Origin of the sequence: Qingrenia yutianensis (genome assembly GCF_014385105.1) — a bacterium.
GTDB lineage: Bacteria > Bacillota > Clostridia > UMGS1810 > UMGS1810 > Qingrenia > Qingrenia yutianensis.
This window is the reverse complement of sequence record NZ_JACRTE010000008.1, coordinates 59,116-79,138: the sequence shown is the minus strand read 5'-3', so window position 1 is coordinate 79,138 and position 20,023 is coordinate 59,116. Positions and strand designations below refer to the sequence as shown.

Below are 20,023 nucleotides of genomic sequence, written 5' to 3'. Positions count from 1 at the left end.
GGAGACTCTTTTCTTATCATGGCGGCCAAAGCATCGAGTCCGGCTGCCGGATACCTTTCATGAAATGATATTAAAATACGCAAAAGTTTTTGTTCATGCTGCTTACGAGCTGACACACCGCGGTTTTTTCAAGCATAATAGCCGCTCCGAGAGATTTCGAGCAGCCGGCATAATTTATCTACAGAGACCTCAGAGCAATTAGCATCAATGAAACGATACTTGTCCTATATAGTTTCGAAAATATGCCGACGGATTTTTTTAATACATCAATGACCTCATCTTTCTCGGCAAGTTGCTTGCGGAGTGAGCGTATTTCCGATTCAAGTTCACGCTGACTATTTCGGTTTCAAATAAACCTTTTGCCTGTGCGGTTTTCGGAATACATCGTGTAAAAGTGCTGTTTTCAGTTAATGATTTCTCATCATCTGCCGCACATTTTTTACGCCAAATTTGCCTAAAATTATCTGTTTCAATCAAAAAATGAAACCGCAAAAATTTATCCCGACCTTTCGTGTCAAGGGTTCGACATTTCGTGTCAAAGGTATGATTATACACATTAAACAAAAAAGACCTGCAAGGGAATAAATCCTCACAGGTCATAGATAAAATATTATTATTATTATTCACCGTAAACATGATTGCCTTTCTGACAAGTGTTTGTCAATATCACAATTAAACCTCTGTAAAAAGCGGAAATAACGGATAAATATTTTTACACAACGAATTTTTGTATTGTTTTTTTAATTCTGTCGATTTCGGTTTTGTCGTTTGTCCCAATAACAAGCGTCAAGTCTTTGCTTAAATCCACGCTGAAAATTCCCATAATGGATTTTGCATCAACAACAAATCTGTCTGCAACTATCTCAAAATCACAGCCGAAGTCGGTAACATATTCTACGAATTCTTTCACATCATCAACAGTATCCAGTTTTATTTTAATTTCACTTATCTTCGTATCGCCGATAAGAGCCAAAATATCCTCTTTGCTCGGCATTACTTTAAGTGCACCTTTTTTTGTGGTAATAAGCGAAGCTCCCGCATTTGCAAAGTCCAGGATTTTTTTTAGCTTTCTGTTGTCAAACGCAGAAATATCATCGTCTGTCACAAAGCTTAATGCACAGCCGAAAAAAGTATCTCCGGCGCCTGTTTTTTCGATTGATGTAACATTATAAACAGGTGATTTTGCTTTTGCACTTCTTGTATATGCACAACTTCCGTCAGCCCCGAGAGTTATAAATACAAGCTGAATATTCGGATATTTTTCAAAAAGCTGCATTGAAGCTTTATCATAATCATTATGCCCGAACATAAATTCAATTTCATTATCTGATATTTTCAGTATATTGCATTTTGAAAATCCGTATTCTATTTCGGCTCGTGCGTCATCAAGGCTTTTCCACAGCGGTTCACGGAGATTTGGGTCAAAAGAAATTAAAGCCCCGTTTCTTATTGCCGTCTCAACAGCAAACCTTGTAGCCTTGCGAACACCGCTGTGAGTAGATGAAAGTGTTCCGAAATGGAATATTCTTGACTCTCTTATTAAATCCGCATTAACCTCATCTTTCGTCAGCATCATGTCCGCTCCGGGGTTTCTTATAAAGCTGAATTCTCTTTCACCGTTTGCGCCGGTATGAACAAACGCAAGAGTTGTCGGCACTGATTGATCAAAAATAATGCCATCCGTATTTATCCCCTCACTTTTCACCGCATCGGAAAGCTGCCTTCCAAACATATCATTACCCACCTTACCGATAAAGGCTGTTTTTTTGCCAAGCTTTGAAAGCATCGCAAGCACATTGCACGGTGCACCGCCGGGATTTGCCTCGAATAACGGATTTCCCTGTTGACTCGTTCCGTTTTCGGTAAAGTCTATAAGCAATTCTCCGAGAGCTGTCACATCATATTTTTTCATTTCATTTCACCTCACTACGCAGAATATAAGTCATAATTTTTACCTGTAATTTCTTCAGTAAGACCATATACAACATTGCTTATAACATATTCGCCGTTATTGATAAATACTTCAACGAGATGCTCATCGACATAAATCTCAAGTTCATATCCGTCGTTAATAACAGGGGTTTCGGCAATAAGTCTGTAGTTACCCTTTATGTTAAATACTTCTGAACGATCCGTCGTAATCTTATCGTTTTCACGCTTTATTACGTATCCGCCGACATTGATGCTTTCTCCGTTTTTTAGTGTTGTTTTCAGCATATACCCTGATTTTTTCGGGGCAGACAGCTTTGTTACAAATGAATTTTTAACATTCGTATGCGGTCTTATATATACATGATTATTCTTTATATCGACAATTCTCGGAATACACATCATACCGCACCATTCGCCTTTTTCGGTGATAACCGCCTCGGGCATTCTCGCCCAGGCAATAACAACACGGTTTCCGTCCTCATCGGTCGTGCTTTGAGGTGCATAAAGGTCAATTCCGTAATCAAAAAGCTGATAATTCTCGGAAAGCTCCATTTTGCCTGTATTTTCATCGAATGAAGAAAGCATGCAAACCGCAACGGAATCATATCCGTTTCCGTCATTGAAAAATCCCATCGGGGAGAAGATTGTCACTCCCTTTCCGTCAATCTCGAAGAAATCGGGACATTCCCACATCCAGCCGAAGCCGTCTTTTTCGCAATAGTTGAGATATTGCCATGTTTTCAAGTCCGAGCTCTTATAGAAAAGCAGTCTGCCGTTTTTATCGACGGTACTTCCGAGAACCATATACCATGCATCTTTGCCGCGCCACACTTTAGGGTCGCGAGTATGATTTTTGTCGCCTATTTTTTTATCTTCTATGGGTGGAATAACGGTTTTTTTGTCCGTTATATTGTCGAATTTCATACCATCTTCTGAAGTTATCATAAGCTGTGCCGCCGTGAATGTATCATCAATACAGCAGTTTATATTTTCGGGATCTTCTTCAGTATAATTCACTCCCGTATAGTAAATATACATTTTGTCTTTATATTCAATCGCACTGCCCGAAAAGCATCCGCTTCTGTCATCTGTCTTGGACGGAAAAAGAGCAATGCCTTTTTCCTCCCAGTTTACGAGATCTGTGCTTACGGCGTGTCCCCAATGCATTCTTCCCCAATGCGCGGAATACGGAAAACATTGATAAAACAAATGATATCGGCCTTTATACCATATAAACCCGTTGGGGTCATTTATCCAGCAGTTTGGAGCCTTAAAATGAATTTTTTGCATAATGTTCTCCTTTCAGAAAAGACTTTTCTCTGTCTGTTTATCAAAAAAATGTATTCTTGACGGAATAAACACAAAATCGATGGTATCGCCCGGCTTGCTTATTTCGTATTTTGAAACTCTTGCAATTGTTTGGGTGTTTGCAAAGTTGAAATAAAGGTTATTCTCATTTCCCATAATTTCGACATTTTCTACAGTTGCAAACATTTTATTCTCTTTATAAAGATCCATATTTTGTGCATCAACCTTAATATCCTCGCCTCGGATTCCAATAATAAATTCGCCTTCTTTTCCGGCGAGATGCGACATAACGGAATCGGGAAGATCAATACTGCTTCCGTCAGAGAACACAACAGTGTTTCCCTTAACATTAACATCATAAAAATTCATTTGGGGCGAACCTATAAATCCTGCCACAAATTTATTTGCCGGGTGTTCATAAAGATCCATCGGTTTTCCGACTTGCTGAATAATGCCGTCTTTCATATTTACAATTCGATCCGCCATCGTCATAGCCTCAACCTGGTCGTGCGTCACATAAATAGTAGTGCTTCCGAGTTCACGATGAAGTCTGCTTATTTCCGTTCTCATGCTGACTCTTAGCTTTGCATCAAGATTTGAAAGAGGTTCGTCCATAAGAAACAATTCTTGATTTTTCACAATCGCACGCCCGAGAGCGACTCTTTGGCGTTGTCCGCCCGAAAGATTTTTCGGCTTTCTGTACCTGTATTCCGAAAGACCCAAAACATCGATTGCCCAGTCCACTTTTCTGTTAATTTCGTCTTTTGGAACCTTCATATTTTTAAGACCGTATGAAATATTCTTCTCAACCGTCATATGCGGATAAAGAGCATAGTTTTGAAATACCATTGAAATGCCTCTATCACGCGGCAACACCGTGTTCATACGATTTCCGTTAATATACAAATCGCCGCTTGTTATTTCTTCAAATCCGGCTATCATTCTGAGCGTCGTCGATTTTCCGCATCCCGAAGGTCCTACAAATGCGATAAATTCGCCTTTTTCTATTGAAAGATTAAAATCGGTAACCGAATTCTTTTCTGCACCCGCATATCTTTTGCACACATTTTTCATTTCTATAAAACTCATAGTTTAACCCTCCTTAGAACCTGTTGAAATAACACCTTCCACAATTTGTTTTGAGAAAAGCGAATAGATTATTATAACCGGAATTGTAATAAGCGTGATAACCGCAAGTGTTTGCCCCATTGTCGTATTGTCATTGGATGTGATGGAATTAAGACCGATTTGTGCCGTTAAAAGATTGCTTGATGTAAAAACAAGCGACGGCCAAAGATAGTCATTCCATACATTAAGGAAAGTAAAAACACTTACTGTTGCCACAACGGTTTTAGACATTGGCAGAACCATTGTGAAAAAATACTTTACGGGGTTGCAATGGTCAAGCTGTGCCGCTTCCCATACATCATCCGGTAAGGCTACGAAAACTTGCCTGAATAAGAAAATGTTAAACGGATTTACAATCATCGGAAGAATATATCCGAAAACGGTATTAAGAAGACCCATTTTAGAAACAAACATAAAGTTTATTGTGATAATTGTTTCTGTCGGTATAACCATAAGCATCATGATTACCGCAAGCCATCTGTCACGGAAAGGAAACTTGATTTTTGCAAGCGCATACCCCGCAAGCCCGTTTACTATTATACCGGAGACAATCATTATTGCCGCATAGAATAATGTGTTTAGCATATAGCGTATAAAGCTTGTATTAAAAAGAATTGCCTTGTAGTTATCAAAAAAACCTTTTCCCGGTGCGGGTGGTACAAATGCCATTGCCGAATTCATATCCGCCGTGATTGCCGCATCCGGCTTAAAAGAGTTTGCAAGCATCCAAATCACCGGAAACAGGAAAAACAGTGACATAATAAGCATGATTACCGCAAGGGCTATATTAAATATCTTTTGCTTTTTTCTTTTCATGTCTATCCTCCTTATCCTTGGTCAGAACTGTCTGAATAATTGTAAGTATTACAACGAATACGGTAAACACAATAGCCATAGCGGACGCAAGTCCTATTTCCCAGTTTACGGTGCCCGTTTCGTAAATGTCGTAAACGATTGTATATGTCGAATGTGACGGACCGCCGCCGGTCATTACCATTGGCTGAACTATCATTCTGAATGCGCCTATTGTAACGGTTATAAAAACAAATACGCAAAGAGGCTTAAGCTCGGGAAGTGTTATATCTTTAAATCTGCTCCATGAACTTGCATGATCCATTTCGGCAGCCTCATAAAGCGCAGGGTTGATAGCCTGCAATTCGCCAAGGAAAATAATCATTTGATAACCCACTCCCTGCCACACACTCATAAATGCAATAGATGGAAGCGCTTGACTTGCACCATATATGAACGGCTGCGGTTTGACTCCAAAATTTGAAAGCATTGTATTGAGTATTCCTTCGGGGCTGTAAATCTGCATCCAAAGATTCGAAACTACCGCAAGCGACATAACTACAGGGATAAAAAACGCCACCTTGAAATACCGCTTGCATACAGTTACTCTGTTGATAAGAAGTGCCAATCCCAATGCTCCCAGTGTTTGCAGCGGAACAATTATAAGCACAAATTTAACCGTATTGCCGAAAGCTGTTGTAAAAAGGTCATCTTTGAAAATGGCGGAAAAATTTTCGAGCCATACAAAGTGCGTCAGCTTAGGGTTTAACGCAAAATAATCCGTAAAGCTGTAGATAAGTGTTAATATCATCGGAATGAAGAGAAAAATCGTCATCAGAACAAGTGCAGGTCCGAAAAAAGCCATTCCGAGAATTGAATTTGATTTATTTTTCATATCATCTTGTATAACGCTTAAGTTTAGCGTTTATCCTTTCAACAGATTTATCCATTTCATCTTTAACATCTCGGCCGCTTAGTCCCACATCCTCGAGAACCTGTTGGAAAGAGATGCTTACCTGCGGATAAACAGGTGTTTTCGGTCTTGGATGACCGTAATCTCTTAATTGTTCGTAAAGCGCTTTATAATTCGCATCTTCTTCAAAAATCGTTATGCTGTCATATGCGTCATATGTTGACGGCAAGCTCTTTGTGTTTTCATAAAGCAATATTCCGCTTTCTACGCCGCTCATCCATTTTACCAACTCGGTTGCCGCTTCAATATGCTCTGTTTTTGATGTTGCCGCATATGCCCATGAGCCTGTAGGAGTATATTTCCCTCCGTCCCACTTGTCGCTGACTATATACGGTGCAACACCGAGATCAATGTCGCCGTAACTCTGATAAATGGTATTAACCTCCCAAGCACCGTCAAATTTAAATGCCGCGCGTCCGCTTTCAAAAAGCTTTTCAACAGGTGTTGCCGACATATATTTGTTTTCCACAAGTTGTCTGAAATACTTAAACACCTCTGCATTTTCTTCGGAATTGAAATACCCATCCACCCGGAGACCGTCGCTGCTTATCAAATCGCCGCCGTTTGACCATATAAACGGTGCATAATAATAGATGCTTGACTCTCCGACCGGGAATGTCATATCGAGCGGATATCCGTTTTTTGCGTCCATTATCGGCTTAAGCTTTTTTAATATATCCGCAAATTCCGAAAATGTCCAAGGGTGGTCTTTATCAGGTATATCAATTCCCGCCTCTTTAAGGATTGCCTTATTGTAATACAATCCGACACTCGATTCCATTGCGCCGAGCGCGTAAAGCTTACCGTCAACAGTACCTTGTTCAATAATTGATTCCAAATAAGAGGATTTTTCCTCATCGGTCAGAGCGGCGAGTGGTTGGATTATTCCGTTTGCCGCATAAGCCGATACATTCGGTCCGTCCACCGTTATAACATCCGGCAAATCTCCCGACATAACAGATGCGTTGATTTTGTCAGAATATCCTCCGCCGCTGTCATTTCGCGGAATAAACTCAATATCGGCAAAATACTTTCCGTTGTATTTTTCATTGAAGCTTTCCACCGATTTTTTATATGCCGAGCCTTCAGGTGTGTCTTCGATTGTATGCACCCACATACTGATATACTGCTCTCCGTTGTCGTATCCACGCACATCCCCGGGTTTTGCTGTTTTTGCACATCCCGTTAACATCAATGTGCCGGCAACCAGCGAAAGAGCTGCCATAAACAATGATAGCTTTTTCATAGTTATCCCTCCGACTTGTTTAAGTAACCAGTTACTTTACTATCTGTATCATATCTCATAACAGGTTACTTGTCAAGTGTTCTTTTGGTTTTTGTGATAAATCCCCAATAACAGCTTTCGTGTTTTGTGCATTTTGACAGAACCGGTTACTTTACCGATTACTTTATTGATTTTATAACTGTTATATGCTATAATAAAACTGAAACGGAGGCAGAGAATATGTCAAAAAAAATGTTACTTTTGCAGATATCGCCGAGTATACCGGATTTTCAAAAACAACCATATCAAGATATTTCAGTAATCCCGATTCGGTTACACTTGAAAACCAGGATAAGATTGCGCATGCTCTTGAAACGCTTAATTATAAAGAAAACAAGCTTGCCAGGGTTATGGCGAACGGGAAAACGGAAATCATAGGCGTTATCATACCTAACCTTTATATGCATTATTATTCGAATGTTCTTGACCATATCATTTCCACATATGAAAAATACGGTTATAAATTTATTGTATTTGCGGGAAAAGATGATGCCGATGTCGAAAGAAGGTATATCAGCGAGCTGCTTGCGTACAAAACAGAGGGATTGATAGTTCTGAGTCACACACTCCCTTCAAAGGAATTATCTGCATATAATATACCGCTTGTTACAATCGAACGCGAAGATAAATATGTCTGCAGCGTAAATACAGATAATTATATGGGCGGAATTCAGGCTGCTACCATTCTTTCAAAAAGCGGCTGTGATATATTGATTCATGCAAATTCCGATGTCCCTGAGGATGTACCGGCATATGGGAGAATAAAAGGCTTTAAGAATTTTTGCGAAAAGAACAAATGCGATTATAATATCTTGATAAGGGATTTCGGAAAAACATACGATGAAAACTATGCCGGAATTAAAAATATGTTTGAAGAAACAGAAGCTAAATATATCAATAAAACTGTTGGTATTTTCATGTCAAATGACACTCATGCAAATATTCTGTTGAATATTATTATAAAAAAATATGGCAAGCTTCCCGACAAATATAAAATAGTCGGATTCGATAATTCGCCGATTTCAAAAGAAGCAATAGTTCCGATAACAACCGTAGGACAGCAGGTCGATAAAATTGCGGATGAAGCAATGCAGATTCTTACTGTTCAGATAAATGCATTTAAGAAACGGAAACCCGAACTGCTTTCAAAGCCGATTCATAAGGTTCTTACTCCGATTTTAATACGCAGAGAAACGACACGGTAAATCTTCACAGACCATTCTATTGTTTCGGTTTCAAATAAACCTTTCGCCTGTGCGGTTTTCGGAATGCATCGTGTAAAAGTGCTGCTGTGCGATAATGTTTTCTCATTATCGGCAGCACATTTTTTACGCCGAATTTGCTTACGCTATATTCTTGGGTTCAGTAATGAGATACTCATTGAGAAAAATAATATTCGCCTTTGCGATACTTGGGAGTATGCAAAAAAAGCAACCATGGATGCAGAAATGCGGAAACAGTTTAATCTATAACATTTATTCCGAAACTTATCACCAGGAAAGGGTGTGCTCAATTTAGGCATACCCTCAGACTGCCGTATTTATCGGCAACGAGCCGCTTTTTTATTTATATGTGTATTAACATTATCTTTATACAATCTTAATGTCTCGTTGCAACTTATTATCTCATTTTTATATGCCATATGTTATAATAAATAAAAGCAAGTTGGAGGAGGCTTATCCTATGATAGAGAAAATATATTTCAGACGGCATCTTTCGTCCTTTCAAATTATTATACTGAGCTTTGCCGGTGTGATTCTCTTTGGGGCGCTTATATTAATGCTGCCGATATCGTCTGCGGCAGGCATAGTAACACCGTTTCACAGTGCGATATTTACATCAACCTCTGCCGTTTGTGTAACCGGGCTGGTTGTGCTGGATACCGGCAGCTATTGGTCGCCGCTCGGGCAGGCAGTGATTTTGCTGCTTATACAGATAGGAGGACTCGGAGTTGTAACGGCGGCTGTGTCATTTGCAATGCTTGCGGGCAGAAAAATATCACTTATGCAGCGCAGCACAATGCAGGACGCTATTTCAGCGCCAAGGCTCGGCGGAATAGTCCGTCTGACAAGGTTTGTCTTGAGAGGTACGCTTTTAATAGAACTAATCGGTGCATTATGTATGCTCCCGTCGTTTTGCGGCGAATACGGTGCAAGCGGAATATGGAAGGCTGTGTTTCATTCCGTATCGGCTTTTTGCAATGCCGGATTTGACATTTTGGGAACAGGCGCACATAAATATCCTTCTCTTACCGAATATATGGGAAATCCTTCTGTGAACATTGCAATTATGCTTTTGATTATAGTCGGAGGTATCGGGTTTCTTACGTGGGACGATATTTGCCTGCACAAACATCATTTCAGGCGTTACCGTATGCAAAGCAAGATTGTTCTGTTCACTTCGGCGCTTTTAATTGCAATACCTGCCGCTTTCTTTTTCTTTTGTGATTTTGGCGGTATACCGGTTGGAAAAAGAATCTTTGCATCTTTGTTTCAGTCTGTGACAACAAGGACTGCCGGATTTAATACTGCTGACCTTAACGCAATGACAGGCGCCTCAAAAGCAATTATGACATTGCTTATGCTGATTGGCGGCTCGCCCGGTTCCACTGCCGGCGGTATGAAAACCACAACCTTTGCGGTTATTATATTAAGCGCCGTGTCAGTGATTAAAAGGAAAGAAGAAATTTGCGTTTGCGGAAGGCGAATCGACAATACAATTATACGAAATGCTTTGGCAATCGCAACAATTTATTTTACACTTTTCTTTGTCGGCGGAGTTGCGATAAGCGTACTTGAAAACCTTCCTTTGTCCGATTGCCTTTATGAAACCGCATCGGCAATCGGAACTGTGGGACTCACGCTTGGAATTACGCCAAAGCTCGGTATCGCATCGCAAATTATCCTTATACTTTTAATGTACCTTGGGCGAGTCGGCGGTTTGACACTGGTATATGCGGCAATCGCAAGCAAAAATCAAGGCGGAGCAAAACTGCCTCTTGAAAAAATAACAGTCGGATAAAAAGGAGTTTTTGAATTATGAAAAATATTTTGTTAATAGGTATCGGAAGATTCGGAAAGCATATTGCATTGCAGCTTAACAAATTGGGACACGAGGTTATGGCGGTGGATTCCAATGAAGAACGAATCAACAGCGTGCTGCCGTTTGTGACCAATGCCCAAATCGGTGACAGTACAAATGCGGATTTTTTGAAATCTCTCGGAATAGGAAATTATGATGTTTGCATTGTTACAATCGGAGGGGATTTTCAAAATTCCCTTGAAACAACCTCTTTACTTAAAGAGCTCGGAGCAAAAAAAGTTATTTCAAGAGCGGAACGGGATGTGCAGGAAAAGTTTCTCTTGCGGAACGGAGCGGACGGAGTGGTTTATCCCGAAAAACAAATTGCAAAATGGGCTGCTATTCGATATACTGCGGATCATATTCGTGATTATATAGAAATTGACGATTCCCACGCTATCTTCGAGGTTGAAGCACCCAAACAGTGGATCGGAAAAACAATAGGAGATATAGATATCCGCCGAAAATATAACATTAATGTTTTGGCGGTTAAAAAGAACGGAGATATTGATATGGCAATATCTTCGGATACGACTCTCAGCGAAAACGCAACACTTATGGTTTTGGGAGAATATAAAGAGCTGCAAAAATGTTTCCGTATCTAAAAAAAGAGGTGAATCATTTTGAAATATGTATTGCTGACGGCAGCTGTTCTTGCCTTTTTCGCTTTCGGTTACTTCTTAATGGATAGAATAGACCGGTTTCTGTGTGAAAACCAAAAGGCGATTCAAAATGAATAAAGCGACTCTAAAAATACACAAATACTGCTTTCATCGGATTTGACTGATGATGAGATACTAAAAGAAATACACGGTTTTAAGAAAAATCACAGCAAGACCGGGATGTTGCTTTATGATAAAAATATGAATACTTTTTATTGACATATGTGGACTTTTAGTGCGATTTATGGTATAATAATATGAAACAGATAATGGCGGTGAATAATATGAGCGCTCAAAAAATAATAACAAATATTGAAAAAAAACAGCACATACTTGTATGTCTGTCCGCTTCGCCGTCTAATGAAAAAATCGTGCAGACTGCCGCAAAAATGGCAAAAGTTCTCGATGCACGATTTACGGCGATTTATGTGCAAAACGATTTTGCACTAACCGAAAGCGATCAAAAAAAACTTGATAACAATATTCAATTTGCGGAAAATATCGGAGCCGATGTTGTAACTGTCCACGGCGAGGATGTGGCTATGCAGATAGCGGAATACGCACGGCTGTCCGATGTAACAAAAATTGTAATAGGTCAAAGCAATGCAAAGCGCAGCTGCATTTGGGGAGGATACACGCTATCTTCGAGGTTGAAGCACCCAAACAGTGGATCGGAAAAACAATAGGAGATATAGATATCCGCCGAAAATATAACATTAATGTTTTGGCGGTTAAAAAGAACGGAGATATTGATATGGCAATATCTTCGGATACGACTCTCAGCGAAAACGCAACACTTATGGTTTTGGGAGAATATAAAGAGCTGCAAAAATGTTTCCGTATCTAAAAAAAGAGGTGAATCATTTTGAAATATGTATTGCTGACGGCAGCTGTTCTTGCCTTTTTCGCTTTCGGTTACTTCTTAATGGATAGAATAGACCGGTTTCTGTGTGAAAACCAAAAGGCGATTCAAAATGAAGAAAGCGACTCTAAAAATACACAAATACTGCTTTCATCGGATTTGACTGATGATGAGATACTAAAAGAAATACACGGTTTTAAGAAAAATCACAGCAAGACCGGGATGTTGCTTTATGATAAAAATATGAATACTTTTTATTGACATATGTGGACTTTTAGTGCGATTTATGGTATAATAATATGAAACAGATAATGGCGGTGAATAATATGAGCGCTCAAAAAATAATAACAAATATTGAAAAAAAACAGCACATACTTGTATGTCTGTCCGCTTCGCCGTCTAATGAAAAAATCGTGCAGACTGCCGCAAAAATGGCAAAAGTTCTCGATGCACGATTTACGGCGATTTATGTGCAAAACGATTTTGCACTAACCGAAAGCGATCAAAAAAAACTTGATAACAATATTCAATTTGCGGAAAATATCGGAGCCGATGTTGTAACTGTCCACGGCGAGGATGTGGCTATGCAGATAGCGGAATACGCACGGCTGTCCGATGTAACAAAAATTGTAATAGGTCAAAGCAATGCAAAGCGCAGCCGCATTTGGGGAGGATACACGCTGACAGAAAAACTGATAGCGTATGCGCCCGACATTGATATTCACATTATTCCCGATGCCGGATTTTATAAAAAATCACGCAAAAGCAGTTTATTTGCGAATACCCAACTGCCGACAGTGCAGGATGTTTTGACTGTCTGCGGTGTTCTTGCTTTATGCACGGCTATAGGTTTCCTTTTTCTTCACCTCGGATTTAACGACACAAACATCGTTACCGTTTATATCTTCGGCGTGTTGGTTATTTCCGCTCTGACAAAAGGATATGTTTGCAGCATTGCAAGTTCGCTGCTCAGCGTTTTTCTGTTTGGTTTTTTTCTGACAGAACCGCATTTGTCGCTCAAAACATATGCCGTCGGCTATCCTGTAACATTTGCCGTTATGCTTGCGTCATCAATTCTTACAGGAACGCTTGCTTCAAAATTAAAAAAGCATGCAAAGCTGTCGGCACAAGCTGCTTTTCGTATGCAGATTTTGTTCGATACCGACCGGTTGCTGCAAAAGGCAAAAGGCAGCGAGGAAATATTGAGTATAACCTGTATGCAGCTTTCAAAGCTTCTTGACCGCTGTATTGCAGCATATAAAGCCGATAAATCAAGCTTGTCAAAAGGACAGATTTTTTCTGAAAAGGGCACAGACGATACAGAGCGGATATTAAATGATTCCGAACGAAAAGTTGCTGAGTGGGTGTATAAAAACGGGCGCTGCGCAGGTGCGTCAACCTCACATTTCAGCAATGCCGAATGTCTGTATTTCTCAATACGCATTGAAAAGCGGATATACGGCGTAATTGGGATTCCGATGGATAAAAACTCGGCAGATTCATTTGAAAACAGTGTGTTGCTGTCCGTTTTGAATGAATGTGCATTGGCTATGGATAACGCACATAATGCAGCGGAAAAAGAAAAGGCTGCCGATTTTGCAAAAAGCGAGCAGCTGCGTGCAGATCTTTTGCGTTCAATTTCTCATGATCTCCGCACACCTTTATGTTCAATTTCCGGGAATGCGGATACTCTTTTACACAATTCCGATTGCTTGGACGAGGACACCAAGCATCGGATTTATACCGACATTTATGATGACTCCGAGTGGCTTACAGGCGTTGTTGAAAATCTTTTATATGTTACAAGACTCAATGACGGAAGGCTGAAATTAAATCTGAGCGATCAGCTTGCGGATGAGGTTATTGCTGAGGCTGTATCTCATTTATGCCGAAAATCGGCTGAGCATACAATAACCGTTCAGTGTGAGGATTTATTGCTTGTTCGTATGGACGCACAGCTTATTATTCAGGTTTTGGTTAATTTGATTGATAATGCAATAAAATATACACCTGCCGGTTCTAAAATCCGCATAAGCGCTCAAAAACAAGGAAATTATGCAATGTTTAATGTGTCGGATAACGGAAACGGCATACCCGATGATGTAAAACCGCATATATTTGAGATGTTTTATACCGGGAAAAACAAGATTTCCGACAGCCGCCGAAGTTTCGGTCTCGGTCTTACGCTTTGTAAATCAATAATAGATGCGCACGGCGGAAACCTGGAGCTTTCGGACAACATACCGCACGGATGCAGTTTTAAATTTAATTTGCCGATTAGCGAGGTGACTCTTAATGAATAAACCGCTTGTACTTGTTGTTGAGGATGACCGCCCCGTCCGCAACTTGATTGTTACAACTCTGAAATCCCACGATTACAGATATCTGACGGCGGAAAACGGAAAAACAGCGATTATGGAGGCATCGTCGCACAATCCGGATATTGTTCTGCTGGATCTTGGACTGCCGGACATAGACGGTACGGAGGTAATAACGAATATCCGAGGATGGTCAAATATGCCGATAATCGTTATCAGTGCACGCAGTGAGGATTCCGACAAAATCACTGCACTTGATGCCGGAGCGGATGACTATCTGACAAAGCCTTTCTCTGTTGAAGAACTTCTTGCACGGCTTCGGGTAACACAAAGAAGATTGCTGCTGCTGAAAAGCAGTAATGATGCGGGAAAACCCGTTTTTCAAAACGGTGAACTCAAAATAGATTATGCAGCAAGCTGCGTTTATCTGAAGGGTGAGGAAATGCATCTTACGCCGATTGAGTATAAGCTTTTGTGCCTTTTATCGCATAATGTCGGAAAGGTGCTGACGCACACATATATCACTATGCAAATTTGGGGAAGCAGCCGGGAAAATGACATTGCTTCGCTGCGTGTTTTTATGGCTACGCTCAGAAAAAAATTAGAACCGGAAAAAACAAGCCCTCAGTATATTCAAACACATATAGGTATCGGATACCGAATGCTGAGGGTTGATTAGAATAGCACAAAGGTTTATGTTTTATCTGTTAGTCTGTAATTACAGGAGATTTAAAAAATGATGAAAAAAACACTGTCCCTATTTTTGGCATTTTTCAAAATAGGTGCATTTACATTCGGCGGCGGTTACGCTATGATTGCACTTTTGGAGAATGAGTTTGTGGAAAAGAAAAAATGGATAACGAAAAATGAGTTTCTTGATATGGTTGCGATTGCAGAATCCACGCCGGGACCCGTTGCTGTCAACAGCGCCACATACATAGGATATAAAACAGCGGGCTTCAAGGGTGCGGCAGTATCTACTCTGGCAGTCTGCATACCGTCATTTGCCGTGATTTTCTGCATTTCGCTCTTTTTTGAACAATTTTTGAAATTAACATATGTTTCATATGCATTTCGCGGAATACAAGTCTGTGTTATTTATCTTATCCTGTCTGCCGGACTGAAAATGCTGAAAAATATAAAAAAGACGGCATTTAATATCGTCATTTTACTATCGGTCATTGCTGCAATGGTGTCTTGCACTGTATTTTCCGTATCAATTTCTTCTGTTTGTTATATATTGATATGCGGTGTATTGGGCATGGCAGCATTCTTTCTGAAAAAGCTTAAGAAGGGCTGCGATTGAAATGATATATATAAAGTTGTTTTTCAGTTTTTTAATGATAGGTGCATTATCCTTCGGCGGCGGCTACGGAATGGTTTCGCTTGTGCAGGAAACAGTTTTGTCCAACGGCTGGCTGTCCGAAAGTGAATTTATGAATTTTATAGCGGTTTCAGAATCAACCCCCGGACCGCTTGCGATAAATATGGCAACTTTTATCGGCTCAACGCAAGGCGGTATTTTAGGATCGCTTTTTGCAACAACAGGCGTCGTTTTGCCATCGTTCATTATAATCCTTTTAATCTCGGCGGTCTTGAAAAATCTTTTGAAATATTCTGCGGTAAATGCTTTTTTATCAGGCGTACGCCCCTGTATTGTGGGTATGATTCTTGCAACGGCAAGCGTTATGGCATTGTCATCGCTTTTGGGATTTGTTGATTTAAATACTGCCGCTGAGCCGGATATTGAATCGGTTATTATATTTGCATCGCTTTGGTGTATACATATTATCTTCAAAAAAGTAAAAAAGAGAACACCGTCACCGATTTTAATGATTATATTATCAGCAGCGCTGGGTATTATTTTTGGAACTGTTTAATACATAAAATTAAAAGCAATTCATTGCCGCTAAATTTGGTAACGAACTGCTTTTTTTGATAAAAGCACTCAATCTGCTAAAACAAATAATCCACCTTGTATTATGCAAGGCGGATTATTTTATTGTATAAAGAAAACCACGCGATAGTCGCGTGGTTCAAAAAAGGTTAACCGATGAACAAAAATCCTTCTATGTGTCATAATAAGATTGACCTGTCAGTCAATAATAAAAACACATAGGAGGATTTTATCTATGAAAAAAGAAAACATAGATGTAAACAGTTTAGCACATACAAAATGGAATTGCAAGTATCACATAGTATTTGCGCCGAAATACAGACGAAATGTATTTTATGAGGAAAAAAGATTAGAAATACGCGAAATATTGAGGCAACTATGTCAATGGAAAGGGGTGGAAATAATAGAGGGTGAAGTATGTCCGGATCATATACATATGTTGGTAAGCATCCCGCCCAAAATGAGTGTTTCGGGATTTATAGGATATTTAATATGAAATTTGCATACCGAAACCGCGAATTTTGGTGTAAGGGATATTACATAGATACCGTGGGGAAAAATACAAAAGCTATCAAAACGTACATTTTTGCGAGTGCGCCTTCGGCGCAAATATCTTTATGGCCGGCATTGCCACGCCGAAACAAGCTATGTATCGCTTGCTCTGATTTTTCTATACAAAAATGTGCGGTTTGTTCGACAACTTTTTTATGTGTTTTTTTACGTTTGAATGTGTGTTTTTGAGCAAATGCAAAACATAAATATTCCGCATAACAGTGGAAAAATCCGTTGTTATGCGGAATATAAATTTGGTCGGAATGACAGGATTTGAACCTGCGACCTCTGCGTCCCGAACGCAGCGCTCTACCAAACTGAGCCACATTCCGACCAAATTTATATTCCGCATAACAGTGGAAAAATCCGTTGTTATGCGGAATATAAATTTGGTCGGAATGACAGGATTTGAACCTGCGACCTCTGCGTCCCGAACGCAGCGCTCTACCAAACTGAGCCACATTCCGAGGTGTTGCAACGCATTATATTATACACGAAATTTTTAGCATTGTCAAGTGAAAATACGAAAAAATTAACATTTTTAACCGAAAAAAACAAAACCTCTCTTTTATGAAAAAAGAGAGGTTTAAATTTTAACTTTGATTGCCTAAAATCAGACTGTCTGATGAAAACTTAATACGTTTGTGCGGAATAAACGATATGCAAAATTAGTATATTTTTCTCTTTTGTATATGATATGCAATTTTGCACAGTATAAAATCGGGTGTCATTTTTTGAAGCGGACGCAGCAGTTTCATCTGCCGGCCCGGCACGATAACTTCCTTTTTCGCAAACATCTTTTTCACCGCATACTCCGCAACAAACCGTGCGTCCAGACCTTTTAAGCTGAATTTCACGTTTGCAACCTCGTCAAACTCGGTTTTTACAGGTCCCGGGCAAAGAGTGGATATTCTTACGTCCGATTTCATCTTTTTAAGCTCGGTGTTAACCGCGCGGTCAAGGCGCAGAACGTACGCTTTCGACGCGTAATATGACGACAAAAGCGGGCCGGGCATAAATGCCGCGGACGACGCAACATTCAGTATATATCCGTTGTTTCTTTCTGTAAAATCGCGCAGAAAAAGCTTTGTCAGCGCGTGCAGAGCTTTTATATTCAAATCAATCATATCAAGCTCGCGCACAAGGTCGGTTTTCAAAAACTCACCGCAAACGCCAAAGCCTGCGTTGTTCACAAGAATATCAATTCCGTCGTTTTTAACCTCGGTGTAAAGTGCAAAAACACTGTCAATATCGGTTAAATCCGCCTTTATGATTTTAACGTTTACGTTAACCTCGCTTTTAAGCTTTTCAAGCCGTTCTTCGCGCCGTGCGCACACAACAAGGTCAATACCCCGGTGCGCAAGGCAAAGTGCAATTTGATAGCCTATTCCCGACGACGCGCCCGTTACAAGAGCTTTCAATAAGATCTACCGCCTTTTAAAATAACTTCTTAAAGTTTAGTTTGTCCAAAGCCGCGCCGATTATCAAAAATGCCGCCGCACTTGCCGCAGGCTGAACAAAGCTCATAGGAAGCGTGGAAAGCGCCGCGAGGAAGTTTTTGTCGAAATACAAAAATGCGTCAACGGCATAGTAGCACAAAACGCCCGTAACGCCTGCCAAGATGAGCGCAATCACATTTCGTTTGCAAATGATTTTATCTTTTTTATTTGTAAAAAACAACACCAGTATCGCCTTGATTATGATTGTGGGAATTACGTAAACGGGGGCGAAAAGCGCGTCGCACAAGCCTGCGCCCACAGATGCTGTAAAAATGGCATACGGCAAAGGAAGGCAAGCCGCCGCAAGATAAATCACCGCGTCACCGATATGCACATATCCGCCCGTTGCCGGTATGGGGATATGCAATATGTACGCCGTGGTGACAAATACCAAAGCCGTGAATACCGCTGTCATTACCAATCTTTTTACTTTCATTGTTCTTCATTCCTTTTCGATTGTATTTACCAAATCACCTAAAAACTTTTCAAATCCCACACCCTCATTAGGATATATACCACACTTTTTGGAATATAAAACACACTTTTCCACAAAATCCGAAGAAATTTTCACAGATTGCGTAATATCCTTGCCGTTTGTGAGCGCACCGCACAAAACCGACGCAAAAACGTCACCCGTGCCCGAATAGTAAACGGGAGCGGCTTTGATTTTCACAAAATCGCAAAAATCCTTTTTGCAAATGAAGTTTACCACGTTGTCGTCTTCGCGTATTCCGGTTATAACGACTGTTTTTGCACCGTGCGAAACGATTTTTCTTCCCATCATTTCCGCATTTTTAAGGCTGATGTTTTCGCCTTTGTATTCCGTTCCGCTCAGTATGCAAGCCTCGGTTACATTGGGCGTTATAACGTCTGCAACGGCGGTTAACGCTTTCATTTTTTCGCACATTTTCGCGTTGTATGTGGAGTAGATTTTGCCGTTATCAGCCATAACGGGGTCGATAAGGATAATATTTTTATCGGTTTTAAAATCGGCGATAAAGCTTTTTACAATGTCAATCTGCTTTTCCGAGCCCAAAAACCCCGTGTAAATGCAGTCGAACTTAATCTTTAAATCGCGCCAGTAGCTTGCGTACAGCTGCATTTTATCGGTGTAATCATCAAAGAAAAATTCCTCGTGCTCGGTGTTGTTTGACAAAATTGCCGTCGGCAAAGGACAACAGTGCAGTCCCATAGCCGAAATTATCGGCATTGCAACCGTGAGCGAGCATCGGCTGAAGCCCGACATATCGTTTATCGCCGCAACCCTTTTAACGGTATTGCTGACCATAAAATCACCTTTGTTATTATGTATTTGCATTATTGTATCACAAAAATTTTCATTTTTCAAGAATAATATTCTCAAAACGAGAAAAAATATCTTTAGGCTTTGAAAAAATCATTAACTGCTTTTGATTTTTTATTAAAATAGCCGAAAAATTTTAAGGAGGACTTTTTAAAATGGATAACGCTATTTCAGGAGTTAAATGTGACGCGGCGGAATGTAAACATCATGCACCCGAAAACAAATGCGTTGCAGGCTGCATACAGGTAAATAACGATGCAACACACAAAGATGCACTCTGCAAAACCTTTGAGAAAAAGGATTGCTTCTGCAAATAATCAAAAATTTGCAAAATAGAAATTATGCCGATATATACGATATATGTCGGCATAATTTTTGTTTACTTTTTATTTGACAAAACCGAAAAATTATGCTAAAATATCAGATAAATA

The 20,023-nt window shown here is 40.1% G+C and carries 20 protein-coding genes, 2 tRNA genes and 1 pseudogene; 12 read left to right on the top strand and 11 right to left on the bottom strand.

Annotated features, from left to right (window positions below):
• Positions 1-712: 712 nt before the first annotated feature.
• Genes H8706_RS08115 through H8706_RS08090 form a run of 6 tightly spaced genes read right to left on the bottom strand, consistent with a single transcriptional unit; the run spans position 713 to position 7,379 of the window.
• Positions 713-1,912, bottom strand: coding sequence for a PfkB family carbohydrate kinase (locus H8706_RS08115; protein WP_394354548.1), 1,200 nt, complete (start codon positions 1,910-1,912; stop codon positions 713-715).
• Between the two features lie 14 nt (positions 1,913-1,926).
• Positions 1,927-3,222, bottom strand: a complete 1,296-nt coding sequence (locus tag H8706_RS08110; RefSeq protein ID WP_262432198.1) for a glycoside hydrolase family 32 protein — start codon at positions 3,220-3,222, stop codon at positions 1,927-1,929.
• A 12-nt stretch (positions 3,223-3,234) separates the two neighbouring features.
• On the bottom strand, positions 3,235-4,329 hold the full coding sequence (locus tag H8706_RS08105; RefSeq protein ID WP_262432197.1) for an ABC transporter ATP-binding protein: 1,095 nt from the start codon (positions 4,327-4,329) through the stop codon (positions 3,235-3,237).
• 3 nt (positions 4,330-4,332) lie between these two features.
• Entirely contained in the window at positions 4,333-5,184 is an 852-nt protein-coding gene (locus H8706_RS08100) for a carbohydrate ABC transporter permease (protein ID WP_262432196.1), read from the bottom strand.
• Positions 5,156-6,055: a carbohydrate ABC transporter permease gene (locus tag H8706_RS08095; RefSeq protein WP_262432195.1), complete on the bottom strand. Its 900-nt coding sequence runs from the start codon at positions 6,053-6,055 to the stop codon at positions 5,156-5,158. The genes H8706_RS08100 and H8706_RS08095 overlap by 29 nt, the downstream gene beginning before the upstream one ends.
• Position 6,056: 1 nt before the next feature.
• Complete coding sequence (locus H8706_RS08090) at positions 6,057-7,379, bottom strand: ABC transporter substrate-binding protein (RefSeq protein WP_262432194.1); 1,323 nt, start codon at positions 7,377-7,379, stop codon at positions 6,057-6,059.
• A gap of 248 nt (positions 7,380-7,627) precedes the next feature.
• Here H8706_RS08090 and H8706_RS08085 point away from each other — a divergent pair, with 248 nt between their 5' ends.
• The 11 genes and pseudogenes from H8706_RS08085 to tnpA all read left to right on the top strand — a co-directional run bounded on the left by H8706_RS08085 (position 7,628) and on the right by tnpA (position 16,979).
• Positions 7,628-8,623 carry a LacI family DNA-binding transcriptional regulator gene (locus H8706_RS08085; protein ID WP_262432203.1) on the top strand — a complete coding sequence of 332 codons (996 nt, stop codon included), beginning with the start codon at positions 7,628-7,630 and terminating at the stop codon, positions 8,621-8,623.
• A 478-nt stretch (positions 8,624-9,101) separates the two neighbouring features.
• Positions 9,102-10,439, top strand: a complete 1,338-nt coding sequence (locus tag H8706_RS08080; protein WP_262432193.1) for a TrkH family potassium uptake protein — start codon at positions 9,102-9,104, stop codon at positions 10,437-10,439.
• A gap of 17 nt (positions 10,440-10,456) precedes the next feature.
• Positions 10,457-11,104 carry a potassium channel family protein gene (locus tag H8706_RS08075; protein ID WP_262432192.1) on the top strand — a complete coding sequence of 216 codons (648 nt, stop codon included), beginning with the start codon at positions 10,457-10,459 and terminating at the stop codon, positions 11,102-11,104.
• A 341-nt stretch (positions 11,105-11,445) separates the two neighbouring features.
• The gene (locus H8706_RS08070; RefSeq protein WP_262432191.1) at positions 11,446-11,847 is read left to right on the top strand and encodes a universal stress protein; all 402 of its coding nucleotides are present in this window, start codon (positions 11,446-11,448) and stop codon (positions 11,845-11,847) included.
• Positions 11,784-12,008, top strand: coding sequence for a cation:proton antiporter regulatory subunit (locus H8706_RS08065; RefSeq protein WP_394354547.1), 225 nt, complete (start codon positions 11,784-11,786; stop codon positions 12,006-12,008). Before H8706_RS08070 ends, H8706_RS08065 begins: the two co-directional genes overlap by 64 nt.
• An 18-nt stretch (positions 12,009-12,026) precedes the next feature.
• Entirely contained in the window at positions 12,027-12,284 is a 258-nt protein-coding gene (locus H8706_RS08060) for a hypothetical protein (protein ID WP_262432190.1), read from the top strand.
• 65 nt (positions 12,285-12,349) lie between these two features.
• The gene (locus H8706_RS08055; RefSeq protein ID WP_262432189.1) at positions 12,350-14,326 is read left to right on the top strand and encodes an ATP-binding protein; all 1,977 of its coding nucleotides are present in this window, start codon (positions 12,350-12,352) and stop codon (positions 14,324-14,326) included.
• Positions 14,319-15,020, top strand: coding sequence for a response regulator (locus tag H8706_RS08050; protein ID WP_262432188.1), 702 nt, complete (start codon positions 14,319-14,321; stop codon positions 15,018-15,020). Before H8706_RS08055 ends, H8706_RS08050 begins: the two co-directional genes overlap by 8 nt.
• A gap of 60 nt (positions 15,021-15,080) precedes the next feature.
• Positions 15,081-15,647 carry a chromate transporter gene (locus H8706_RS08045; RefSeq protein ID WP_262432202.1) on the top strand — a complete coding sequence of 189 codons (567 nt, stop codon included), beginning with the start codon at positions 15,081-15,083 and terminating at the stop codon, positions 15,645-15,647.
• 1 nt (position 15,648) lies between these two features.
• Positions 15,649-16,221, top strand: a complete 573-nt coding sequence (locus H8706_RS08040; RefSeq protein ID WP_262432187.1) for a chromate transporter — start codon at positions 15,649-15,651, stop codon at positions 16,219-16,221.
• A gap of 252 nt (positions 16,222-16,473) precedes the next feature.
• Positions 16,474-16,979 (top strand): annotated as a pseudogene (gene tnpA / locus H8706_RS08035) (IS200/IS605 family transposase).
• A 66-nt stretch (positions 16,980-17,045) separates the two neighbouring features.
• Here the strand turns inward: tnpA and H8706_RS08030 are convergent.
• The 5 genes from H8706_RS08030 to H8706_RS08010 all read right to left on the bottom strand — a co-directional run bounded on the left by H8706_RS08030 (position 17,046) and on the right by H8706_RS08010 (position 19,577).
• Positions 17,046-17,122, bottom strand: a tRNA-Pro gene (locus tag H8706_RS08030).
• 58 nt (positions 17,123-17,180) lie between these two features.
• A tRNA-Pro gene (locus H8706_RS08025) sits at positions 17,181-17,257 on the bottom strand.
• A 201-nt stretch (positions 17,258-17,458) separates the two neighbouring features.
• Positions 17,459-18,211 (bottom strand): SDR family NAD(P)-dependent oxidoreductase, encoded by a 753-nt coding sequence (locus tag H8706_RS08020; protein ID WP_178347416.1) that lies wholly within the window; start codon positions 18,209-18,211, stop codon positions 17,459-17,461.
• 16 nt (positions 18,212-18,227) lie between these two features.
• On the bottom strand, positions 18,228-18,725 hold the full coding sequence (locus H8706_RS08015; RefSeq protein WP_178347417.1) for a TIGR04002 family protein: 498 nt from the start codon (positions 18,723-18,725) through the stop codon (positions 18,228-18,230).
• 6 nt (positions 18,726-18,731) lie between these two features.
• Positions 18,732-19,577 carry a pyridoxamine kinase gene (locus H8706_RS08010; protein WP_262432186.1) on the bottom strand — a complete coding sequence of 282 codons (846 nt, stop codon included), beginning with the start codon at positions 19,575-19,577 and terminating at the stop codon, positions 18,732-18,734.
• A gap of 170 nt (positions 19,578-19,747) precedes the next feature.
• Here H8706_RS08010 and H8706_RS08005 point away from each other — a divergent pair, with 170 nt between their 5' ends.
• Positions 19,748-19,909: a DUF1540 domain-containing protein gene (locus H8706_RS08005; RefSeq protein WP_178347419.1), complete on the top strand. Its 162-nt coding sequence runs from the start codon at positions 19,748-19,750 to the stop codon at positions 19,907-19,909.
• Positions 19,910-20,023 lie beyond the last annotated feature (114 nt).